The 20,204-nt window shown below is 73.4% G+C and carries 20 protein-coding genes; 4 read left to right on the top strand and 16 right to left on the bottom strand.

Annotated features, from left to right (window positions below; all coding sequences use genetic code 11):
- The 5 genes from AB0C78_RS02405 to AB0C78_RS02385 all read right to left on the bottom strand — a co-directional run bounded on the left by AB0C78_RS02405 (nucleotide 1) and on the right by AB0C78_RS02385 (nucleotide 4,003).
- Nucleotides 1–360, bottom strand: a complete 360-nt coding sequence (locus tag AB0C78_RS02405; protein ID WP_151543250.1) for an NADH-quinone oxidoreductase subunit A — start codon at nucleotides 358–360, stop codon at nucleotides 1–3.
- Nucleotides 361–601: 241 nt separating this feature from the next.
- Nucleotides 602–1,858, bottom strand: coding sequence for a geranylgeranyl reductase family protein (locus AB0C78_RS02400; RefSeq protein WP_151543249.1), 1,257 nt, complete (start codon nucleotides 1,856–1,858; stop codon nucleotides 602–604).
- A 136-nt stretch (nucleotides 1,859–1,994) separates the two neighbouring features.
- Nucleotides 1,995–2,696 carry a demethylmenaquinone methyltransferase gene (locus AB0C78_RS02395; protein ID WP_360740801.1) on the bottom strand — a complete coding sequence of 234 codons (702 nt, stop codon included), beginning with the start codon at nucleotides 2,694–2,696 and terminating at the stop codon, nucleotides 1,995–1,997.
- A gap of 56 nt (nucleotides 2,697–2,752) precedes the next feature.
- Nucleotides 2,753–2,992, bottom strand: a complete 240-nt coding sequence (locus AB0C78_RS02390; protein WP_151543247.1) for a DUF4229 domain-containing protein — start codon at nucleotides 2,990–2,992, stop codon at nucleotides 2,753–2,755.
- Nucleotides 2,993–3,037: 45 nt separating this feature from the next.
- Nucleotides 3,038–4,003, bottom strand: coding sequence for a threonine/serine dehydratase (locus AB0C78_RS02385; RefSeq protein WP_360740799.1), 966 nt, complete (start codon nucleotides 4,001–4,003; stop codon nucleotides 3,038–3,040).
- A 294-nt stretch (nucleotides 4,004–4,297) separates the two neighbouring features.
- On the opposite strand from AB0C78_RS02385, the gene AB0C78_RS02380 reads away from it, so the two are divergent.
- Nucleotides 4,298–4,501 (top strand): BldC family transcriptional regulator, encoded by a 204-nt coding sequence (locus AB0C78_RS02380; RefSeq protein WP_151543245.1) that lies wholly within the window; start codon nucleotides 4,298–4,300, stop codon nucleotides 4,499–4,501.
- Nucleotides 4,502–4,603: 102 nt separating this feature from the next.
- On the opposite strand, the gene AB0C78_RS02375 is transcribed toward AB0C78_RS02380, so the two are convergent.
- From AB0C78_RS02375 to AB0C78_RS02335, 9 genes are all read right to left on the bottom strand, one after another.
- Nucleotides 4,604–4,891, bottom strand: coding sequence for a hypothetical protein (locus tag AB0C78_RS02375; protein WP_360740796.1), 288 nt, complete (start codon nucleotides 4,889–4,891; stop codon nucleotides 4,604–4,606).
- A 47-nt stretch (nucleotides 4,892–4,938) separates the two neighbouring features.
- Nucleotides 4,939–5,949, bottom strand: coding sequence for a hypothetical protein (locus AB0C78_RS02370; RefSeq protein ID WP_360740795.1), 1,011 nt, complete (start codon nucleotides 5,947–5,949; stop codon nucleotides 4,939–4,941).
- 288 nt (nucleotides 5,950–6,237) lie between these two features.
- Complete coding sequence (gene ccsB, locus AB0C78_RS02365) at nucleotides 6,238–7,230, bottom strand: c-type cytochrome biogenesis protein CcsB (protein ID WP_360740793.1); 993 nt, start codon at nucleotides 7,228–7,230, stop codon at nucleotides 6,238–6,240.
- Nucleotides 7,231–7,234: 4 nt separating this feature from the next.
- Nucleotides 7,235–9,118, bottom strand: a complete 1,884-nt coding sequence (locus tag AB0C78_RS02360) for a cytochrome c biogenesis protein ResB (RefSeq protein WP_360740791.1) — start codon at nucleotides 9,116–9,118, stop codon at nucleotides 7,235–7,237.
- 27 nt (nucleotides 9,119–9,145) lie between these two features.
- Entirely contained in the window at nucleotides 9,146–9,886 is a 741-nt protein-coding gene (locus tag AB0C78_RS02355; protein ID WP_360740789.1) for a cytochrome c biogenesis protein CcdA, read from the bottom strand.
- A 10-nt stretch (nucleotides 9,887–9,896) separates the two neighbouring features.
- Nucleotides 9,897–10,487 carry a TlpA disulfide reductase family protein gene (locus AB0C78_RS02350; RefSeq protein WP_151543240.1) on the bottom strand — a complete coding sequence of 197 codons (591 nt, stop codon included), beginning with the start codon at nucleotides 10,485–10,487 and terminating at the stop codon, nucleotides 9,897–9,899.
- 48 nt (nucleotides 10,488–10,535) lie between these two features.
- Nucleotides 10,536–11,177, bottom strand: coding sequence for a histidine phosphatase family protein (locus AB0C78_RS02345; RefSeq protein ID WP_360740786.1), 642 nt, complete (start codon nucleotides 11,175–11,177; stop codon nucleotides 10,536–10,538).
- 93 nt (nucleotides 11,178–11,270) lie between these two features.
- On the bottom strand, nucleotides 11,271–13,055 hold the full coding sequence (locus tag AB0C78_RS02340; protein ID WP_360740784.1) for a serine/threonine-protein kinase: 1,785 nt from the start codon (nucleotides 13,053–13,055) through the stop codon (nucleotides 11,271–11,273).
- A 175-nt stretch (nucleotides 13,056–13,230) separates the two neighbouring features.
- Nucleotides 13,231–14,145, bottom strand: coding sequence for a LysR family transcriptional regulator (locus tag AB0C78_RS02335; RefSeq protein WP_151545935.1), 915 nt, complete (start codon nucleotides 14,143–14,145; stop codon nucleotides 13,231–13,233).
- Nucleotides 14,146–14,218: 73 nt separating this feature from the next.
- Here AB0C78_RS02335 and AB0C78_RS02330 point away from each other — a divergent pair, with 73 nt between their 5' ends.
- The gene (locus AB0C78_RS02330) at nucleotides 14,219–15,241 is read left to right on the top strand and encodes an EamA family transporter (RefSeq protein WP_360740782.1); all 1,023 of its coding nucleotides are present in this window, start codon (nucleotides 14,219–14,221) and stop codon (nucleotides 15,239–15,241) included.
- Nucleotides 15,242–15,246: 5 nt separating this feature from the next.
- Nucleotides 15,247–16,122 carry a 4-hydroxy-tetrahydrodipicolinate synthase gene (locus tag AB0C78_RS02325; RefSeq protein WP_360740780.1) on the top strand — a complete coding sequence of 292 codons (876 nt, stop codon included), beginning with the start codon at nucleotides 15,247–15,249 and terminating at the stop codon, nucleotides 16,120–16,122.
- Between the two features lie 154 nt (nucleotides 16,123–16,276).
- Here the strand turns inward: AB0C78_RS02325 and hemL are convergent, their stop codons facing one another.
- Nucleotides 16,277–17,569, bottom strand: a complete 1,293-nt coding sequence (gene hemL, locus AB0C78_RS02320) for a glutamate-1-semialdehyde 2,1-aminomutase (RefSeq protein WP_360740778.1) — start codon at nucleotides 17,567–17,569, stop codon at nucleotides 16,277–16,279.
- Between the two features lie 136 nt (nucleotides 17,570–17,705).
- Here hemL and AB0C78_RS02315 point away from each other — a divergent pair, with 136 nt between their 5' ends.
- On the top strand, nucleotides 17,706–19,403 hold the full coding sequence (locus AB0C78_RS02315; RefSeq protein ID WP_360740776.1) for a protein kinase: 1,698 nt from the start codon (nucleotides 17,706–17,708) through the stop codon (nucleotides 19,401–19,403).
- Between the two features lie 39 nt (nucleotides 19,404–19,442).
- On the opposite strand, the gene AB0C78_RS02310 is transcribed toward AB0C78_RS02315, so the two are convergent.
- Entirely contained in the window at nucleotides 19,443–20,081 is a 639-nt protein-coding gene (locus AB0C78_RS02310; RefSeq protein ID WP_360740774.1) for a bifunctional DNA primase/polymerase, read from the bottom strand.
- Nucleotides 20,082–20,204: the final 123 nt, after the last annotated feature.

Raw genomic sequence — 20,204 nt, 5'->3', positions numbered from 1 at the left:
TCAGTCCCACTCCAGACCGCCGCGACGCCAGATGTAGGCGTAGGCGACGAGAACGGTGACGATGAAAAGGACCATCTCCACCAGGCCGAACATGCCCATGTGGTCGAAGGCGACGGCCCACGGGTACAGGAAGATGATCTCGATGTCGAAGACGATGAACAGCATCGCCGTCAGGTAGTACTTGACGGGGAACCGCCCGCCGCCGACCGGCTGCGGGGTCGGCTCGATGCCGCATTCGTAGGCGTCCAGGCGCGCGCGGTTCCACCGCTTGGGGCCGGTGAGCGAGGCCATCGCCACCGAGCCGACGGCGAAGACGGCGGCGAGCACTCCCAGCACGATGATCGGAACATAGAGATCCATGTCTCTACCGCCCCTCCTCGGTACGTACGACGCTGTACGGGGCGCGGGGTCCGGGGCCGGACCGGCGCGCCTCGGCGGCGTGACCCTGCACACGCTCGTGAAAATTCTCACGAGCACGGGTCGCCACCCTAGCCAAGGTGATCAATAGCACTCCCCTCAGGGGGTCGGGTAATGCACTGTAGTCCGCTCACCTGCGGCTTCGCGGGGAACGGCGATATCTGCGGGAGCATCCGGACCTCGCTCATGCCGCCGGCGCCACCTTCTGCATCGCGTTGATGACCCGGTCCATGGCGTCGCCGCCCTTCGGGTCGGTCAGGTTGGCGAGCAGCTTGAGGGTGAACCGCATGAGGGTGGGGTGCGGCAGGCCGTGCGCGGTCAGGAACTTCATGATCCGCGGGTCGCCGATCGCCTGCACGAACACGCGGGCCAGCGTGAAGTAGCCGCCGTGCTCGTCCTTCAGGATGCGCGGGTACTCGTACAGCGTCCGCTCGCGCTGCGCCGGGGTGCGGCGGGCGAGCGCCTGCACCATGATGTCGGCGGCCAGCCGGCCGGACTCCAGCGCGTAGTCGATGCCCTCGCCGTTGAACGGGTTGATCATGCCGCCGGCGTCGCCGACCAGCAGCATCCCGCGGGTGTAGTGCGGCTGCCGGTTGAAGCCCATCGGCAGCGCCGCGCCGCGGATCTTCGAGGTCGCGTGCTCCTCGTCGAACTGCCAGTCCTCCGGCATCTGCGCGCACCAGCGCCGCATCATGCCCCGGTAGTCGACGTTCTGGAACGCCTTGCTGGTGTTGAGCAGGCCGAGCCCGACGTTGGACGTGCCGTCGCCGACGCCGAACACCCAGCCGTAGCCGGGCAGCAGGCGCTCGCCGTCCCACAGTTCGAGCCACGCCTCCATGTACTCGTCGTCGTGGCGGGGCGTCTGGAAGTAGCGCCGGACGGCGACGCCCATCGGGCGGTCCTCGCGGCGGCGCAGGCCCATCGCCAGCGACAGGCGGGTCGAGTTGCCGTCGGCCGCGACGACGAGCGGCGCGTGGAACTCCACGTCCTCGCCCTCGTAGGTGGCGGTGACACCCTTGATCCGGTCGGTGCGCTCGTCCAGGATCGGGCCGGTCACGGTGCAGCCCTGCAGCAGCCGGGCGCCCGCCTTCGCGGCGTGCTCGGCGAGCAGCTGGTCGAGGTCGGTGCGCTTGCGGACCAGGCCGAAGTCGGGGAAGCTCGCGAGCTCCGGCCAGGGCAGCTCGACCTTGACGCCGCCGCCGTAGATGCGCAGCCCCTTGTTGCGCCCCCAGCCGGGGTCGTTGATGTCGACGCCCATCCCGATGAGCGCCCGGACGGCGCGCGGGGTGAGACCGTCGCCGCAGATCTTGTCGCGCGGGAAGGTGGCCTTCTCCAGCAGGAGCACGTCCAGCCCGGCCTGCGCGAGCCAGTAGGCGGTCGACGATCCGGCGGGGCCTGCCCCGACGACGATCACGTCCGCGTGTCGGGTGGAGTCGGTCACGGCGTTCCTCTTTAGCTCGTTCGCTTGTGAAGTACTTCACAAGGATCCGGTGGGGAGTCTATTCCTTTATCACGACCGGTGGGTACTTCTGGGCCGGTTCTGTTTTGGACCGGTCCCGAACCCGCCGGCGCCGCGATCAGCCGGGGTTGATCGCATGGTGCATCGCCGCGACCCCGAACGTGAGGTCGCGCCAGCGCACCTTCGTCCAGCCCGCGTCCTGGACGAGCCGCGCCAGCCCCGCCTGGTCGGGCCAGGCGAGCGTCGACTCGGCGAGATAGCGGTAGGAGTCGGGATTGGAGCTGACCCGCGCCAGCAGCGGCAGCCCGTACTTCAGGTGGGTCCGGTGGCCGAGCGCCAGCAGCGCGTTCGGCGGATGGCTGACCTCGCAGATCAGCAGCCGCCCGCCCGGCTTGGCCACCCGCCGCAGCTCGCGCAGCGCCCGCCCGGTGTCGGCGACGTTGCGCAGCCCGAACGAGATCGTCACCGCGTCGAACGAGCCGTCCCGGAACGGCAGCCGCAGGGCGTCGCCCGCCGCGAAGCTCAGCCGCGGCACGCCCGCCTGCCGGCGCACCCCCACCCGGAGCATGCCGAGGGAGAAGTCGCAGGCCACGGTCTGCGCGCCCGCCTCCGCGAACGGCACCGAGGACGTCCCGGTCCCGGCCGCGAGGTCGAGGATCCGCTCGCCCGGCCGCGCGTCCAGCGCCCGGACGGCCGCCCGCCGCCAGCGCCGGTCCTGCCCGCCCGTCATCAGCGTGTTCAGCAGGTCGTACCGCTCGGCGGTGCCGTCGAACATCGCCGCGACGTCGGCGGGCTTCTTATCCAGAGAGGCGCGGGTCATGAGGCCAGCCTATTGCCCGCCCCGACCGCGCCTTCGAGGCGCCCGTTCGGTACGGGCTACGCGTCCTCGCGGGTCTTCGCGCGCTGGAACCGGTCGCGCTGGGCGCTCAGCCCGGAGGTCACCGCGGCCGACATCCGGTCGCGCTGGCCGGACAGCAGGACGAAGCTGATGATGCCGCTGATCAGCAGTGCCAGCAGCAGGAGCAGGAACCCGCGGGCCCCGAACAGCGCGAGCACACCGGCCGTGGCGGCGAAGATCGCCAGCCGGCCCGAGGTGTAAAGCAGTACGGAACGCATGACCCTTCGAGGGTACCGCCGGGTTCGAGCGATCTCTCCTGGGGGCTACTTGAGGACGTCGAGGAAGAGGGCCGGGTCGACGTTGCCGCCCGAGAGGAGGGAGACATAGGTCGTGGCGGCCGGGAGATCGTCGCGGTGGTACAGGTAGGCGGCGGTGGCGACGGCGCCGGCGGGCTCGGCGATCAGGCGGGCCTCGCGGGCGAGGCGCCGCATGGTCGCCCGGATCTCGTCCTCGGTGACGGTGACCATGCCGTCGACATGCGCCCGCATGTGCGCGAACGGCAGGTCGCCGACGCGCTGGACGCGCAGGGCGTCGGCGATGGTGCGGCCGGTCTTCTCGGCGTCCCAGGTGACGGGGCGGCCCTCGCGCATCGAGTCGCGGGCGTCGGCGGCCAGCTCGGGCTCGACGCCGATCACCTTCGCCTCGGGGCGCAGCGCCTTCACCGCGGCGGCGACGCCGGAGATCAGGCCGCCGCCGCTCACCGGGACGAGCACGACGTCCACGTCCGGACGGTCCTGCACGATCTCCAGCCCGGCGGTGCCCTGGCCGGCGATGATCCGCGCGTCGTCGTAGGGCGGGACGAGGGTGAAGCCGTGCGCGGCGGCGAGCTTGGCCGCGGTCTCCTCGCGGGCCTCGGCGGTCGGCTCCACGTAGACGATCTCGGCGCCGAGCGCGATGCAGGCGTCCACCTTCACGCCGGGTGTGGTGTGCGGCATCACGAGGACGGCGGGGATGCCGAGCGCGCGGGCCGTGTACGCGACGGCCTGGGCGTGGTTGCCGCTGGAGTGGGTGACGACGCCGCGCTCGCGCTGCTCCTCCGGCAAGGAGGAGATGGTCGCGTACGCGCCGCGCAGCTTGAACGCTCCGATCGGCTGCAGGGACTCGGCCTTCACCAGCAGCGCCGTCCCGTCGCCGGTGCCGGGGAACGGGACGAGCGGCGTGCGCACGGCGACGCCGGCGAGGCGTTCGGCGGCGTGCTCGATCTCCTGCAGCGAAACAAGATCGGACATGGTCACGAGGGTATGGGGTGGCGGCCGCCGCCGCGCGCGCCGGTGCCGTGCCCGCCGCCGCGTCACCGGGCCGCCATCGGCCTGTCAAGGGCCGGTTGCCGGCGTGACACGCCAGGTCAAGTGTGGTGTGCGAGGCCCCAGCGACCCAGGTGGCGAGCACCGACCGTCATCGCCGCTGCTCGGCGAACTACGGTGCGTGATGTTTTCCGAAAACAAGGGAGAAATCGGTCTTGACCCGCCACACTGTTAAACAGTCCACCCGCGCCGAGAGCGGGACAAAGGGGGAGAGAAAACGTGGAGAGCACGAGCGAGCGCCTGCTGACCCCAGGGGAAGTCGCCGCCCTCTTCCGGGTCGATCCGAAGACGGTCACCCGGTGGGCAGCGGCCGGCCGGATCAGCAGCATCCGCACTCCCGGCGGCCACCGCCGCTTCCGGGAGTCCGAGGTCCACGCGCTGCTGCGCGGGGAAGAGCCGGTCGCCGAGCACTCGGTCCACTGACCCGGCGAAGCCGACCGAGGCCTCGGAACCGCCCGGACCGCCGCCCTCCCGCGGCCGGTCCACCAGCCCGGGCGTCCGGGGTCGCGCGATGACCCGGCACGGCTACTCCTCCGCCTCGCCGTCCCGCCACTCCTCGAACCGGCGCGCCAGCTCGGCGTCCTCGTCCCGCCAGCGGCGCCGCCTGTCCTCCAGCTCCTGCTCGGTGAGCGACTGGCCGAGGAGCCGGTCGTAGTCGGGATCCCCGGGCCCGATCTCCACGTAGGCGTCGGCGATGATCCGCCCGCCCCGCTCCCGGTCCGCGCCCGGCCCGTCGTCCGCGGGCCCTTCGTCACCGGCGAGGACGCTGTGGGGCACCCGGAGCGTGCCGTCGGGGAGCCGGATCACGTACATCGTCGATCACCCTCGGAGTCCATCGCCTTCGCCGGCATCGCGGTGTCCTAGATGCCGTATCTGCGGTTGAAGAAGAGCATGACTTCCAGTGCCGTCCTGATGTTGCCGGCGAGCATATCCACCAGCGCCGGACGCTGCCGCGACGAGATCGCGGCGAACGCGTCGGCGAAGAACTCGCGGCGGCCGAGCGCGTCGGGCTGCCGGTGGAAGTCGCTGGCGAGGTGGGGGCGGCACAGCTCGTACAGCTCCCGGAACGCGGGGCTGTCGGAGGTCCACCCGCCGGCCTCGCCGTCGATGTCGTCGAGCGCGTGGCCGACCTCGTGGAGCATCACGTCCGGGGTCGGCGACGGCCGGTCCCCCACGATGATCTTGCGGTCGCCGTAGGCGCCGGCGCAGATGTCCCAGGTGGCGCGGCCGGACGGCAGCGGGCGGTCGCGCAGGTGGCCCATGTCGTCCAGCTGCGGGACGCCGCCGGGACCGACGTAGATGCCGTCGAGGCCGCCCGCGAGCTTCTCCTTCAGCGCCTCCGGCAGCGACGCGAGGCTGTCGACGGCCCGGATCACCTCCGGTGTCGGCGGGCCCTGCCGCGCGTCCCACTGCCGGTACAGCACGCTCTCCAGCACGCCGCAGTGCCGCCGCCCGTCGGCCGCGTGCGGCATGCCCGGCGGGTACGGCTCGACGCGCAGCGCGTCGTCGAGCTCGAAGTCGCTCCACGCGTAGTCGCCGGGGCGGGGACGGCCCGCGCCGCGCCGCCCGTACCGTCCGGGCGCGGTCTCGGCGGCGTCCGGGCGGTCGGTGCCGGGGGCGAGCGCGAAGTCGTCGTCGCGGCCGGCCTTGCGGAACCGGCCGAACCGGTCGCGGGGCTGGTTGCTGCGCGGCCGGACGTGCCCGGGCTCGGAGCGGCGCCCCGAGTCCGGCGGCGACGGCGCGTACGCCGCCTCGTCCCCGCGGGCCGCGTCGTCCCTGCGGGCCGCGCCGTCCCCGCGGAACGCCGAGCCCCGGGGCGCCTCCCGGTTCCTGAGCTCCCGGGGCTTGCGGTGGATGCCTTTGAAGCGCATCAGGCTCCTCTGTCAGCGGGGCCCGCGGAGTCGCCGAGCGAGAGGGCCCCCGAGGCAGGGTAAGCCGCAACCCGACTCGGCGTCATCCCCGCGAGTCACCACGGAACGGGCGGGCGCGGATGTGCGAGGACCGCGGCGCCCCGCCGGAGCGGTGGCCGCGGTCCTCGATGACCTGCTCGTGTGCTCGTCGACATGCCCGGTGACGTGCTTGTCGACATGCCCGGTGACGTGCTCGTCGACGTGCCCGGACGTGCCCGGGACGTGCTCGGTGACGTGCCCGGGGCGCGCTCAGGCGTAGGAGTGCATGCCGGAGAACATGTAGTTGACGCCGAAGAAGTTGAACAGCAGGCAGCCGAAGCCGATCAGCGACAGGATCGCCGCCTTGCGGCCCCTCCACCCGGCCGTCGCGCGCGCGTGCAGGTAGGCGGCGTACACGATCCAGGTGACGAAGGACCAGACCTCCTTCGGGTCCCAGCCCCAGTAGCGGCCCCACGCCTCGTCGGCCCAGATGGCGCCCATGATGATGGCGGCCGTCCAGATCGGGAAGGCGAACGTCGTCACCCGCATCGACAGCCGGTCGAGGTCCGCGGCGGACGGGATGCGCGACAGCATCCCGCCGCCGACCCCGGCCTCGCTCGTCTCGGCGCGGGACTTCAGCAGGTACAGGATGGTCGCGGCGCCCGCCACCGTGAACGAGCCGGTCGCGATGATCGCGGCGGTGACGTGGATCGCGATCCAGTAGGAGTTGAGCGCCGGGCTGACCGGGCCCGCCGAGTCGTACAGCCAGATGTTGTCGACGCCGAGCGCGATGACCACGGCGGCCATCACGAACGCGCCGAGGAACCGCGCCTTGTAGCGCAGCGCCACGATCATGAACGCGGTCACGGCGGCGAACGACAGGGCCGTCATGAACTCGTACATGTTGCCCCACGGCCAGCGGTGCTCCGCCAGCCCGCGGGTGACCAGGATGCCAAGGTGCGCCACCCAGCCGAGCACGTTCAGCACGATCGCCAGCCGCGCCCAGTCGACCCGCTGGCGCTCGGCCCCGGCGTCCTCGGACGCCTCGGCGGAGGCGGCCGCGCCGGCCGGCCCGGCGCCCTCGACGGTCTCGGCGCCGGCGGCGCCGACGAGCACCTTGGCCTCGGCCCGTTCCTCGGCCACCGCCGCGGAGCGGCGGCCGAAGCCGAGATCGGCCGCGTAGGCGACCAGCGCGACGATGTACATCACCACGGTGGTCAGCATGAGCTTGTCGCTCAGGTTCGCGAGGTCGGCGTTGCTCACCTCGTCACTCCTTCGGTTCGGTTGCCGACCCGGAACCCCGATCGGCGCCGGGGTCCGCTTCGGACCCGTTCTGTTGTGGCCCGGTGCCGTCCTCGACGGACCCGGCCTCCTCCCGCCCTGTCTTTTGCGCTTCGGACGTCTCCGGTTCGCGCTTCTCCGCCTCGGATTCCTCCGCTTCGGATTCCTCCGACTCGGCCCTCTCCGACTCGGCCCTCTCCGACTCGGCCTTCTCCGGTTCGGCCCTCTCCGACTCGGCCTTCTCCGGTTCGGCCTTCTCCGGTTCGGGCTCGTCCGGTTCGGAGGCGGGGGCGTCCGGGCCGCGCAGCGCGGTCACGATGTCGTCGAACTCCGAGGGCGGGTTCCCGAGCGTGAGGCCGCCGACCTCCACCACCGTACGCCCGCCCGTCCCGGCGCTCGCACGGACCCACACCCTGCGCCGCCGGACGAGGAACGAGGTCGCCACGCCCAGCACCGCCAGCACCGCCGCGATCAGCGCGGGGATGCGCCCGGGGTCGTGGTTGACCGACAGCGTCGCGTACTCCGCCATGCCGTCGAACGTGATCGAGCCCGCGTTCCCGGGGAGCGTGAAGGTCTCGCCCGGCTCCAGCAGCTTCTCGCCGCCCTTGATCGGCTGGAGGGTCTTGCCGATGCCCTCCAGCTTGTACACCGACTGCGGGGTGCCGGAGTCCAGGCCGAGGTCGCCCTTGAACGACGACAGCGTGATGACGGGCCGCAGCGCGCCGGGGAACGCCGACACGATCTGCTTGCCGTCCGGGCTCGCGACCGCCGTCGGCCACAGGATCGCGTAGAAGGCGAGCTGGTCGGGCTCGGCGTCGGGGACCTTGATGACGCCCTCGGACGTCAGGTTCCGCGGCTCCATCGCCAGGAACGGGACGGTGTCCTGGAAGGCGACGTTGCCCTTGGCGTCCTTCACGGTGAACTTCGGCGCGTAGCCGTGGCCGAGCAGGTACACCTTCGTGCCGCCGACCTTCAGCGGGTGGTTGATCCGCAGGTCGTACTTGGTGTCCTTGCCGGACGGCTTGTCGCGGTAGTGGATCCAGGCGTCGAACGCCGTGGCCTGCCCGCGCTTGTCGCCCTCCAGCTCGTACTTGGCCTTGAAGTCGTCCAGGGAGATGGTGAACGGGGCGAGGTCGCCGTCCTTGAACAGCCGTCCCGGGGTGAACTCGTCGTACTGGCCGAGCGAGTTCGCGAACGTCTTGCCCTCGGTGATCAGCACGCTGCCGCGGTAGCCGAACATGTTGCCCGCGCCGAGCGCGAACAGCAGCCCGAGCAGCGCCAGGTGGAAGACGAGGTTGCCGGTCTCCCCCAGGTAGCCCTTCTCCGCGGACGCGGCGCCGCCGGACACGTCCACCCGGAACCGGCGCCCGCGCAGCACCTTGCGCGCCTCCGCGAGGACGTCCTCGGGCGCGTCGTCCGTCTCGTACGACACCGACTGCGGCAGCCGCCCGAGGTTGCGCGGTGCCGCCGGCGGGCGGGCCCGCATCGACTGGTAGTGCTTCACCGCGCGCGGGATGACGCAGCCGGCCAGCGACACGAACAGCAGGATGTAGATGGCCGCGAACCACGGCGCGGCGAACACGTCGAACAGCGAGAGCTTGTCGAAGAACGGGCCGAGCGTCTTGTGGTCGGACAGGTACGCCGCGACCTTCTCCGGCGCCTGCCCCCGCTGCGGCAGCGCCGACCCCGGCACCGCGCCCAGCGCCACCAGGAACAGCAGGATCAGCGCCGTGCGCATGGTGGTGAGCTGCCGCCAGCCCCACCGCAGCCAGCCCAGCGGGCCGAGGCCCCGCGGCCGCGGCACCTCCTCGGGTGCCTGCCGTGCGGCGGGCGCCTGCGTGCCCGTCTCGATGTCCTTGATGTCGCTCATATCAATGCCTCTGCCGATCCGTCGGCATCACAGAACCGGCTCGAAGCCGCTGATCCACGACTTCAGCTCGATGTTCAGTTCCCCCCACAGGCCGCTCACCAGCAGCACCCCGATGAGGACGAGCATCCCCCCGCCGATCCGCATCACGAGGGGGTAGTGCCGTTTCACCGCCCCGAACGCGCCGAGCGCGCGGCGGTAGGCGATCGCCGTCACCACGAACGGCACCCCGAGCCCGACACAGTACGCCAGGGACAGCAGCGCGCCCCGGGTGGCGCTGGCCTCGCTGATCGCCAGCGACTGCACCGCGCCGAGCGTCGGCCCGATGCACGGCGTCCAGCCGAGCGCGAACAGGGCGCCGAGCAGCGGCGCCCCGGCGAGGCCCGCCGACGGCAGCCGGCCCGACTTCATCGTCCGCTGCAGCCCGGGGATCAGCCCCATGAACGCCAGCCCGAAGACGATCGTGACGACGCCGAGCACCCGGGTGATCTGGTCCTGGTACTCCAGCAGCCAGCGGCCGAGGCCGCCGAACGCCACCCCGTAGCTGACGAACACGACGCTGAACCCGGCGACGAACAGCAGCACGCCGGACAGCAGCCGGCCGCGGCGCTGCTCGGCGAGGTCCGCGCCCGTCATCCCCGTCACGTACGACAGGTAGCCGGGGACGAGCGGCAGCACGCACGGCGACAGGAACGACACGAGCCCGGCGAGGGCCGCCAGCGGCGCCGCCGCCACCAGCGACCCGCTCGTCACCGTCTCGTCAACGTTCACCGCGCCGCGCTCATTTTTCCGCGAGCACCTTCCCCACCAGCGGGTTCAGCTTGGAGTAGGTGGTGGCGCCGATGATCCGCGCCGCGACCTTCCCCTGCCGGTCCAGGACGAGGGTGCTGGGGATGGCGCTCGGCGGCACCTCCCGGAACGCGAGCGTGACCTGGCCGTCCCCGTCGAACAGGCTCGGGTAGGTGACCTTGAACTTGCGCTCGAACGCCTTGGCGTTGTCCTTGGCGTCCTTGAAGTTGACGCCGAGGAACTCGACGCCCTTCGCCTTGTTCTCGGTGTAGATCTGCTCCAGCGACGGCGCCTCGCCGCGGCAGGGCGCGCACCACGACGCCCAGAAGTTGACGACCGCGACCTTGCCCTTGAGGGAGTCGAGCTTGAACGACTGGCCGTCGAGCGTCTGGCCGGTGACCTCCTGCAGGGTCTTGCGGTGCCCCGGCTGGTACTGCGTGACGTTCCCGTCGCCCGAGATGAACCGGTCGTCGTTGCCGTCGGGACCGCTCTTGGCCGAACCGGTTCCCGCGCAGCCGGCCAGCAGCCCGCAGAGCGCGACGGCGGCGGCCGCGGCGCGCGCATGGGGGATTCGGGGGCTCAACGGACCCTCCTACTACTACAGGACGTAGTACTCAACTTAGCGGTGCGGTCAGGCACCCGCGACACTGGGGCCCTTCGCGATCCCCTCGGCGGGCTCGTGGTAGCCGACCTCGACGAGCCTGCTGCCCTCGAACGTGAGGCTGGTCACGCTGGCCAGCGCGCATTCGCGGCGGCTCGGGTGGTGCCAGAGCCGGCGGTGCTCGGCGTGCAGCCGCAGGATCCAGATCGGCAGCTGGTGGCTGACGCACACGGCCTCGTGGCCGCGGGCCGCCTCCCGCGCCCGGATCACGGCGGCGCGCATCCGCGCCGCGAGCTCCTTGTACGGCTCGCCCCACGACGGGCGGAACGGGTTCACCAGGTGGCGCCAGTGCTCGGGGCGGCGCAGCGAGCCCGGGCCCACCCCGAAGGTCAGCCCCTCGAAGTGGTTCTCCGCCTCGATCAGCCGATCGTCCACCGTCACGGGCAGGTCGAACGAGTCGGCCAGCGGCGCGGCGGTCTCCAGCGCCCGCTGCATCGGCGAGGAGAACAGCGCGGTGACGTCCCGGTCGGCGAACCACTTCGCGGCGGCCTTGGCCATGAGGACGCCGTCCTCGCTGAGCCGGTAGCCGGGCAGCCGCCCGTACAGGACGCCTTCGGGATTGTGCACCTCACCGTGCCGCAGCAGGTGAACGATCGTCGTGTCGTCAGTCATGGCCCGATCAGGCTACCCGCGCCGCCCGGCCGTCCCGTCCACGCCCCATGCGCGCGGCGGAGGCGGGGCTCTGGCGGGGCGCGGGCGGGGCGCTCAGCGCGCGGCGGCCCGCACGTACGCGGCGATGCGCGCGGAGACCCGGTCCAGGTCCGGCTTGGCGATCTTCGTGCCGGCCGTCGCCTGGACGAACCAGTAGGTGAGCGCGGCGTCGCACATGTCGGCGCGCGCGGCGGGCGCCAGGCACGTGACGGGCGACGGCAGCCCGTTGGATCCCATCGTGGCCAGGGTCACCATCATGTAGGGCGACGGGGGCGGCGGTTCCGTCGGTTGCTCGGTCGCCAGTACCAGCCGCAGCGCCGGATCCCCCGTCGGGACGTCCTGCCGGTCGTGCACGGCGGACGTGCAGGGGCCGAAGTCCCGCTTCGCCTTCGCGGCCTCGGGCGAGTCCGGGAAGTACATGCAGACCTGGTCGGCGATGTTGCCGACGGATCCCTGCCAGTTCTGCGTTATCCGCAGCGTCTTCGAATCGCCGATCGTGGTGTACCCGGCGTTCGCGCCGACGGATCCGGAGCACCCCTTCGCGGCCGGGCCGATCAGGTACCGGCCCTGGCCGAGGTCGTAGACGGCGGCGTCCTTCGGCGGCTTCACCTGCTCGGGGAGGCGGACCTGCGCGGGACCGGGCGACGGGGTCGTCTTCCGGCCGTCGAATCCGGTGACGGGGCAGTCCCGGACGGCCGCGACGGCCGCCACGGGCCGGGTCGCCGTGGGGCGCGGCGCCGGGTCGTCCTTGCCGAACTGCTGGACGGCGATGGCGCCGGCGCCGACGACCACGGCCGTCCCGGCGGCGGCGGTGGCGATGCCGCCCGCGCTGCCGAAGAACGCCTTGATCACGCTCGCGCCGCCGGCCTTGGCGGCGACGTGGCCCGCGGCGCTCTGCCCGGCGGCCTGGCCGGCGGCATGCGCGGCGCCCTGCGCGGCCGCGGTGCCCGCCGCGGACGCGGCGCCCGGGACGACCCACGCGGCCAGCGGGAACAGGGCGGCGAGCGCGACGGCGGACGCGGCGAGCGCGCGGACCCCGCGCGACTCCCAGTCCGGCCCGTAGGCCTCGCGGGCGGTCCGCTCCAGGTCGTCGACGAAAGCGGCCGCGCTCGGCGGGCGGTCGGCGGGGTCCTTGGCCATGCCCCGCGCGACGAGGGGGCGGAGCGGTTCGGGGACGGTCTCGGCCGGGACGGGGCCGGTGAGGTGCGCCCGCATCAGCTCGGCGCGGTTCCCGGCGAACGGCCGGTGCCCGCTGACGCACTCGACGAACACGCAGGTCGCGGCGTACACGTCGGTCGCGGGCGTGGCGGTGTGCCGGTCCCACTGCTCGGGCGCCATGTAGGACGGGGTGCCGGCGCCGCCGGCCTCCTGCCCGGCCGGGGCGGCGATGCCGAAGTCGACGAGCCGGCTGCGCCCGTCCGCCGGGACGACGACGTTCGCGGGCTTGTAGTCGCGGTGGACGACGCCGAGCGCGTGGGCGGCGGCGAGGCCGAGCAGCGAGCCCTTCAGCACCGACAGCGACGCCTCCGGGCCGAGCGCGCCGTGCCGGGCGAGGAGCTCCTTGAGGGACACCCCGTCGACGGCCTCCATGATGATCGCGGCGCCGTCGGGGCCCTCGACGAGCCGGAAGAGGCGGGCGATGTGCGGGCTCTCGGCCCGCCCGAGCATCCGGGCCTCGTGCCGGAGCCGCTCGCGGTCGTCCTCGCTCGCGGACGCGTTCAGGTACTTGATCGCGACGGGCGTGCCGGACCGCTCGTGCCGGGCGAGCACGACGCGTCCCTGGGCGCCCGCGCCCAGCTCCCGCACCTCGGCGTATCCCTCGATCCGCCAGCCGCTCATCGCACCCTCCCGCCATGATCGCGAAGAAGGTACCGAATCGGGCGCGGCACGGCGACCCGGCCGTCCCCCGGCGGCACGAGGCAGGACGCGGCCGGTCAGCGCGGCACGCGGCCGGTCGACGCGGCACGCGGCCGGTCAGCGCGGGACGCGGGCGGTCGGCGCGGGACGCGGGCGGTCAGGCGGCTCGCACGGCGGAGTCGGGGACGCCGGCGCGCAGCGCGGTCACGGCGGCGCGGATCGCGGGGCGGCGCGCGGCCTCCTCCCGCCAGACCGCGTACACGCGGCGGGTCAGCGGCTCGGCGAGCGGGACGACCGCGACGTCCGGCGGCACGTCGCAGCGGCCGAGGCGGGGCAGGATCGCGTTGCCGATCCCGGCGGCGACGAGCGCGAGCTGCGTCGCGAACTCGTAGGCCATGTGCTCGATGCGGGGCTCGCTGTCGACGGCGCGCAGGGTGCGCAGGAGCCAGTCGCAGCAGATGCTGTCGGGCACCGAGCTGATCCACGGGTCGCCGGCCAGCTCCTTGAGGTCGACGCTGTCGCGGCCGGCCAGCGGGTGCCCGGCGGGCAGCGCGACGTCGGCGACGTCGTCGCAGATGGCGCCCTTGTGCAGGCCCTCCGGCAGCGGCAGCGGCTCGTTGTTCCAGTCCTGGACGACGGCCATGTCGAGGTCGCCGCGCAGCACGAGCGGCATGCTGTGCAGGGGGTCCTCTTCGCGCACCAGGACGCGCAGGTCGGGGTGCTCGGCGCGGAGCCGCCGCAGCGCCTGCGGCATCAGCCCGCGGACGGCGGTGGGGAACGCCGCGAGGGTCAGCTGGCCGACGACCGAGCCGCGGTGCGCCTCCAGGTCGGCCTGGGCCTGCTCGACCAGCGAGAGGATCTTCTCGGCGTGCCCGACGAGCAGCTCCGCGGCGTCGGTGAGCCGCACGCCGCGGCCGTTGCGCTCGAGCAGCTTCTGGCCGGTCTCCCGCTCCAGCTTGGCGAGCTGCTGGGAGACCGCGGAGGTGGTGACGTGCAGGACGTCGGCGGCGGCGCTGACCGAGCCGTAGGTGGCGACGGAGTGCAGCGCGCGCAGCCGTTCGAGATCGAGCATGTAGCAACTCTAAAACGAGATGTCGACAGATTCTAGCTTGTCCTAAAATAAGGGGCCGGGCGACGATCGGGGCATGAGACCGCGCCACGTCCTGCTGGCCACCCTGATCGCCGCGATCTGGGGATTCAACTTCGTCCCGATCAAGGTCGCGCTGGAGGACTTCCCGCCGCTGCTGCTCGCCGCGCTGCGGTTCACCGCCGCCGCGCTGCCCGCGGTGTTCTTCGTGCGGCGCCCGCCGGTCGCGGTCCGCTGGCTGTGGCTGGTCGGGATCCCGCTGGGCGTCGGGCAGTTCGCGCTGCTGTTCATCGGCATGCGGCTGGGGATGCCGGCGGGGCTGTCGTCGGTGGTGCTCCAGGTCCAGGCGATCTTCACGGCGCTGTTCGCCGGGGTGCTGCTGCGCGAGCGGCTCGGCGCCCGGCAGATCATCGGAATGGCCGTCGCGTTCGCCGGCGTCGCCCTGCTCGGCGTCGCGCAGGCGGCCGGGAGGTCGGACGGGGCCGGTTGGTCGGGGGAGCACAGCGGGAGCCCGGTCGGCGCGTTCCTGCTGTGCATCGGCGGGGCGGCGAGCTGGGGGCTGGCGAACGTCGCGATGCGGCGGATGAACCAGACCGCGGCCGAGCCCGTCGACGCCTTCGGGTTCATGGTGTGGATGTCGCTGATCCCGCCCGTCCCGCTGTTCGCCCTCTCGCTGGTCTTCGAGGGGCCGGGGGCGGTGCCGGACGCGGCGCGGCACCTGTCCGTCGCCGGGGTCGGCTCGCTGGCCTTCATCGCCTACGTCTCGACGCTCGTCGGGTTCGGCGTGTGGGGCTGGCTGATGCGCCGCTACGAGGCCGGCACCGTCGCCATGTACTCGCTGCTCGTCCCGCCGTTCGGGCTGCTGTCCGCCGCGCTCGTCCTCGGCGAGCACGTGGACGGGACGCGCCTCGCCGGGGCGGCGCTCATCATCTGCGGCGTCGCGGCGGGCAGCGTCCGGCTGCGGTCCCGCTCGTCCCGCACGTCCCGCGGCGCCCACGAGACCCGCGCCTCCCGCGCGCCCAGCGCTTCCCGCGCGCCCATCCAGGTGGCTCCGCCGGCGGAGCCCGTCCAGACGAGGTGACATCCATGCACGGAATCAATGCGGCCCTGGTCACGCCGTTCACCCGTTCCGGCGAGGTGGACGCCAAGTCCCTCGAACGCCTCGCCGTCCACTGCCTCGGCGACGGCGCGACCGGGCTCGTCGCGCTCGGCACGACCGGCGAGGCCGCGCTCCTGACGGCCGAGGAGCGGCGGACCGTCCTGGAGGTGTGCCGCGCCGTGTCCATCGAGCACGGCGCCCGGCTGATCGTCGGCGCCGGGACGATGGGCACCGCGGACACCATCCGGGAGGCCCGCGAGCACGCGCCACTCGCCGACGCGCTGCTCGTCGTCGTGCCGTACTACCTGCGCCCGTCCGACGACGGCGTGATCGACCACTTCGCGGCCGTCGGCGCCGCCGTGGACGTCCCGCTGATCGCCTACAACGTCCCGTACCGGACGGGGAAGCCGCTGTCCGGGGAGACGCTCGTCCGGCTGCTCGGGCTGGGCTGCGTCGCCGGGATCAAGCACTGCGCGGGCGCCGTCGACCAGGACACCCTGGAGATGCTGGCGGCGGACACCGGCAAGGCCGTGCTGTGCGGCGACGACGCCTACATCTACCCGATGCTGCAGCTCGGCGCGTCCGGCGGCGTCGCCGCGTCCGCGTGCCTGGCGCCGCGCGCCTACGCGGACATGGCGGACGCCGCCCGGCACGGCAACGCGGCCCGCGGGCTGGCCCTGCACAACGCCCTGCTGCCGCTCGCGCGGGCGCTGTTCGCCGAGCCGTCCCCGTCCGTCCTGAAGGCGTGCCTCGCCGAGATCGGCCTGATCGACGATCCCGCGGTCCGCGCTCCCCTGCACGCCCCGCACGCCGATTCGGTCGCCGAGGCCCTCCACGCCTTCCGGCGGCTGAGCTTCGCCTAGCCGCTCCTGAGATGCCTCAGCCGTCACGCGAGCGCGTCACCTGACCGGTGAGGCGAAGCCGAAGGCGAGCCTCACCGGGAAGATCGCGAAGCGATGCCGCGCTCGCCCGATCCCGGTCAGGGGGCGAGCCGCCAGGCGAGCCCCCTGACCGGGATCAAGAAGACGCAGCGGCGGCGCGGGCGGCGTGCGGCAGGACGTCGAGGATCCGGCCGATCGCCTCGTCGTCGTGGGCCGCCGACAGGAACCACACCTCGTACGCCGACGGCGGCAGGTAGACGCCCCGGTCGAGCGCCGCGTGGAAGAACGCCCCGTACGCCTTGACGTTCTGGCGCTGCGCGGCGGCGAAGTCGCCGACCTTCCCCTCGGTGAAGAAGATCGAGAACAGGTTCCCGGCGTTCTGCAGCGAGTGCGGGACGCCCTCCTTCGCGAGGGCCTCCGACGCGGCCTTCGACACGATCCCGGCGGCCCGGTCGATCGCCGCGTACACCTCGTCGGTCGCGCCGCGCAGCGTCGCCAGCCCGGCGGCCGTCGCGAGCGGGTTCCCCGACAGGGTGCCCGCCTGGTAGACGGGCCCGGCGGGCGCGAGCCGGTCCATGATCTCGGCGCGGCCGCCGAACGCCGCGGCGGGCAGCCCGCCGCCCATCACCTTCCCGAACGTCACGAGGTCCGCCGCGACGCCCTCGATCCCGTACCAGCCGGACCGGGACGCCCGGAACCCGGTCAGCACCTCGTCCAGCACCAGCAGCGCCCCGTAGCGCTCGCACAGCCGCTTCAGCAGCGCGTTGAAGCCGTTCAGCGGCGGGACGACGCCCATGTTGCACGGCACCGCCTCCGCGATCACGCAGGCGATCTCGTGGCCGTGCTCGTCGAACGCCGTCTCCACCGCGGCGACGTCGTTGTACGGCAGCACGATCGTGTCGGCGGTCGTCGCGCCGGTCACGCCGGGCGTGTCGGGCAGCGCGAACGTCGCCACGCCCGATCCCGCCGCCGCCAGCAGCGAGTCGACGTGCCCGTGGTAGCAGCCCGCGAACTTCACGATCTTCGGGCGGGAGGTGAAGCCGCGCGCCAGCCGGATCGCCGACATCGTCGCCTCGGTCCCCGAGTTGACCAGCCGGACCTTCTCCACCGGCGCCCGCGCGACGATCTCCTCGGCCAGCTCGACCTCGCCGGGCGTCGGCGCCCCGTAGGACGTGCCGCGCGCCGCCGCGTCCTGGACCGCGGCCACCACGTCCGGGTGGGCGTGCCCGAGGATCATCGGGCCCCACGAGCAGATCAGGTCGACGTACTCGTTGCCGTCGGCGTCGGTCAGGTACGGGCCGCGCGCCGAGGCGATGAAGCGCGGCGTCCCGCCGACCGCCCCGAAGGCGCGGACCGGTGAGTTCACGCCGCCGGGGACGAGCCCCTCGGCACGCTCGAACAACTGCTGGGAGCGATCGGTTCCAGTCACGTTTCCAGTCTCTCAGTTGCAGTTCGGCGACTGCGCTTGACCTCGCCGGGTACGGGCCGATATTCCACCAAGTACGACATCGGCGCCCGGTCGGGAGGCGCCCGTTATCTTCACCGGCGTCCGCCGTATCGGAGGGATGGCTTTCACCGTGGTTGACGGCTGGACGGTCCCGGGCTTCACCCATGAGCGGGAACTGGGCGACGGCGCCGCGGGCCGTGTGGTGCTGGCGGTCGACGACATGACCAGCACGAAGGTCGCGATCAAGTACCTCGCCGGCGCGCTGCGCGCCGACGAGGCCTTCATGGCGCGGTTCCGCGCGTCCGCGCGCACACTGTCCCAGCTCGAGGATCCCAACGTCGCCGATCTCTACGACTTCGTCGAGGCGCCCGAGGGCGCCGCGGTCGTGATGCAGTACGTCGACGGGGTCGCGCTGCGCCGGGTGCTGGCCGCGCAGGGCCCCACGGGCCCGCTCGCGGCCCTGTCGATGCTCGGCGGGACCCTGCTCGGGCTCGCCGCCGCGCACGCCCTCGACGTCGTGCACGGCGCCGTCCGGCCGTCGGCGGTCCTCGTGGACGGCGACGGCAACGCGCGCCTCACCGACTTCGCGACCGCCGCGCCCGGCACCGAGGCGCAGCTCGCCCCCGCGTACGCCGCGCCGGAGCTGTGGGACGGGGCACCCGCGACCGTCGCCACCGACCTGTACGCGGCCACGGCGATCTTCTTCGAGTGCCTCACCGGGCACCCGCCGTACGCCGGGCGCAACATGGCGCGGCTGCACCGCGAGGCGCCGGTCCCGGCCGAGGAGGTCCCGGGTCCGCTGCGCGAGCTGATCGGCCAGGGCCTCGCGAAGGACCCGGAGACCCGCCCGAAGTCCGCTGCGGACTACCTCGGCGCCCTCGAGGAGGCCGCCGTGTCGGCGTACGGGCCGTCGTGGGAGGCGCAGGGCCGCGGCCGGCTCACCGAGCTCGCCGCGCAGGCCGCGCTGCAGCCCGAGCCGCCGAAGCCCAAGCCGTCCCGCAGCAGCGGCCGCAACCAGGTGATCGCCACCGGGCAGGCGCCCGCGCGGGGCTCCGGCAACCGCCGGATCACCGCCGCCATCGCCGCGGTCGTCGCCGCCGGCGCGGTCGTCGGCGGCGTCGTGTTCGTGAAGTCGGGCGACGGCGACGCCACGCCGCCGACCCCGTCGCCCGCGCAGAGCAGCACGCCCCAGCCGTCCGTGCCGCCCGGCGGGGTCGCCCCGGCGGAGCTCTCGGCGCGCATCGTCCAGGCCGCCGACCAGGCGCCGGGCGCCCGGTTCAGCTACCGCCGCACCGGCTGCTGCGGCGCGCCGAGCGCCGCGCAGGGCACCTTCGGCCTGGTCAAGGGCGCGGAGCCGGCGTACTCGATGACGCTGTCGGGGTCCGGCAAGACCCGCAAGCGGGCGCAGGCCGTGGTGATCGGCGACCGGGTGTACCTGCGGGCGGGCAAGAAGTGGCGGCCGTCCCCGGCCGGCGCGCGCGGCTACCCGGCGCTGGCCGAGCAGGTGCGGCGCGGCAGCTCGGTGGCCGCGGTGACGACGCTGCTGAACGCCGCCACGGCGCTGACCGAGTCCGGAGGGGTGTACCGGGGCGAGGCGCCGGTCGCGGCGCTCGCGCGGACGCCCGGCTCGGGCACGCTCTACGCGGAGATGGCGCGCGCCACCGGCGTCCAGCAGATCAGCTTCGCGCTCAAGCTGGACGGCTCGTCCCGGCCGGTGAAGCTGTGGCTGCGGGCCGGGCCGGCGAAGGGCCGCAACCAGATCATCACGACGTCGTACTCCGCGTGGGGCCGCAAGGCGATCAAGACGCCGCGCTGACCGCGGGCCGGACCGGCCCGCGCCGGCCGCGGGGGCCGGTCACTCGCAGCTGTCGGCGAGGACCTCGAGGAGCCGCAGCGGGTCGGGCAGCGGCTCCCGCCGCGGCGGCCGCACCCAGGCGGCCTCCTTGCCGGACGCGAGCAGCGACGGCGGCGCCACGACGTAGCTGTCGCGGCAGTGCCACCGCATCCCGGGCGTCTCGGTCACGGTCTCCGGCGAGGTGTCGAGGTGGCAGGACCACCACTCGTCCTCGTCGGCGGGGGCGCCGCGGGTGGCGACGAAGAACAGGTGCCGCTCGTCGCCGAGGTTCGCGACGGGCCCGACGGGCAGGTCCTCGCGGGCGATCCGGTCGAGGGCGGCGGTGCCGGCAGCGGCCGGGACGTCGAACACGTCGAAGACCCGGCCGGTCGGCAGGATGATGTTGGCCTGCGGGCGCTGCGTCCACCAGCGCCGGATCCGGTCCGGGTCGGCGGACGCCTGGTGCGCCCACGCCGCCGACACCGGGTGCGCCGCGGGGTCGGGGCAGCCGATCCGGTCGCACGAGCACGACCGGTCGCCGGCGGAGGGCGGGTGCGCCCCCGGAAAGCAGGGCCAGCCCATCGCGGCGTACTCCAGGGCGGCCGAGGCCATCCGGTCGCGTGCCGCCCGTTGCCGCCTGTTCCCCGAGACCGCCAGCATCTCCGCCCCCCAATACCCAAGGTCGAACGTGGGTTCTTGATAGACGATGATGCCCGCGCCCCGCCGCGCCAGACACGGCGCCCCCGCCGAAACGACCCTAAGTAACTACCCGTTTATGATCAT

The organism is Actinomadura sp. NPDC048394 (genome assembly GCF_040651755.1).
Taxonomy (GTDB): domain Bacteria; phylum Actinomycetota; class Actinomycetes; order Streptosporangiales; family Streptosporangiaceae; genus Spirillospora; species Spirillospora montaniterrae.
The sequence above is the reverse complement of the archived record's forward strand: the minus strand, read 5'-3'. Positions and strand labels throughout refer to the sequence as shown.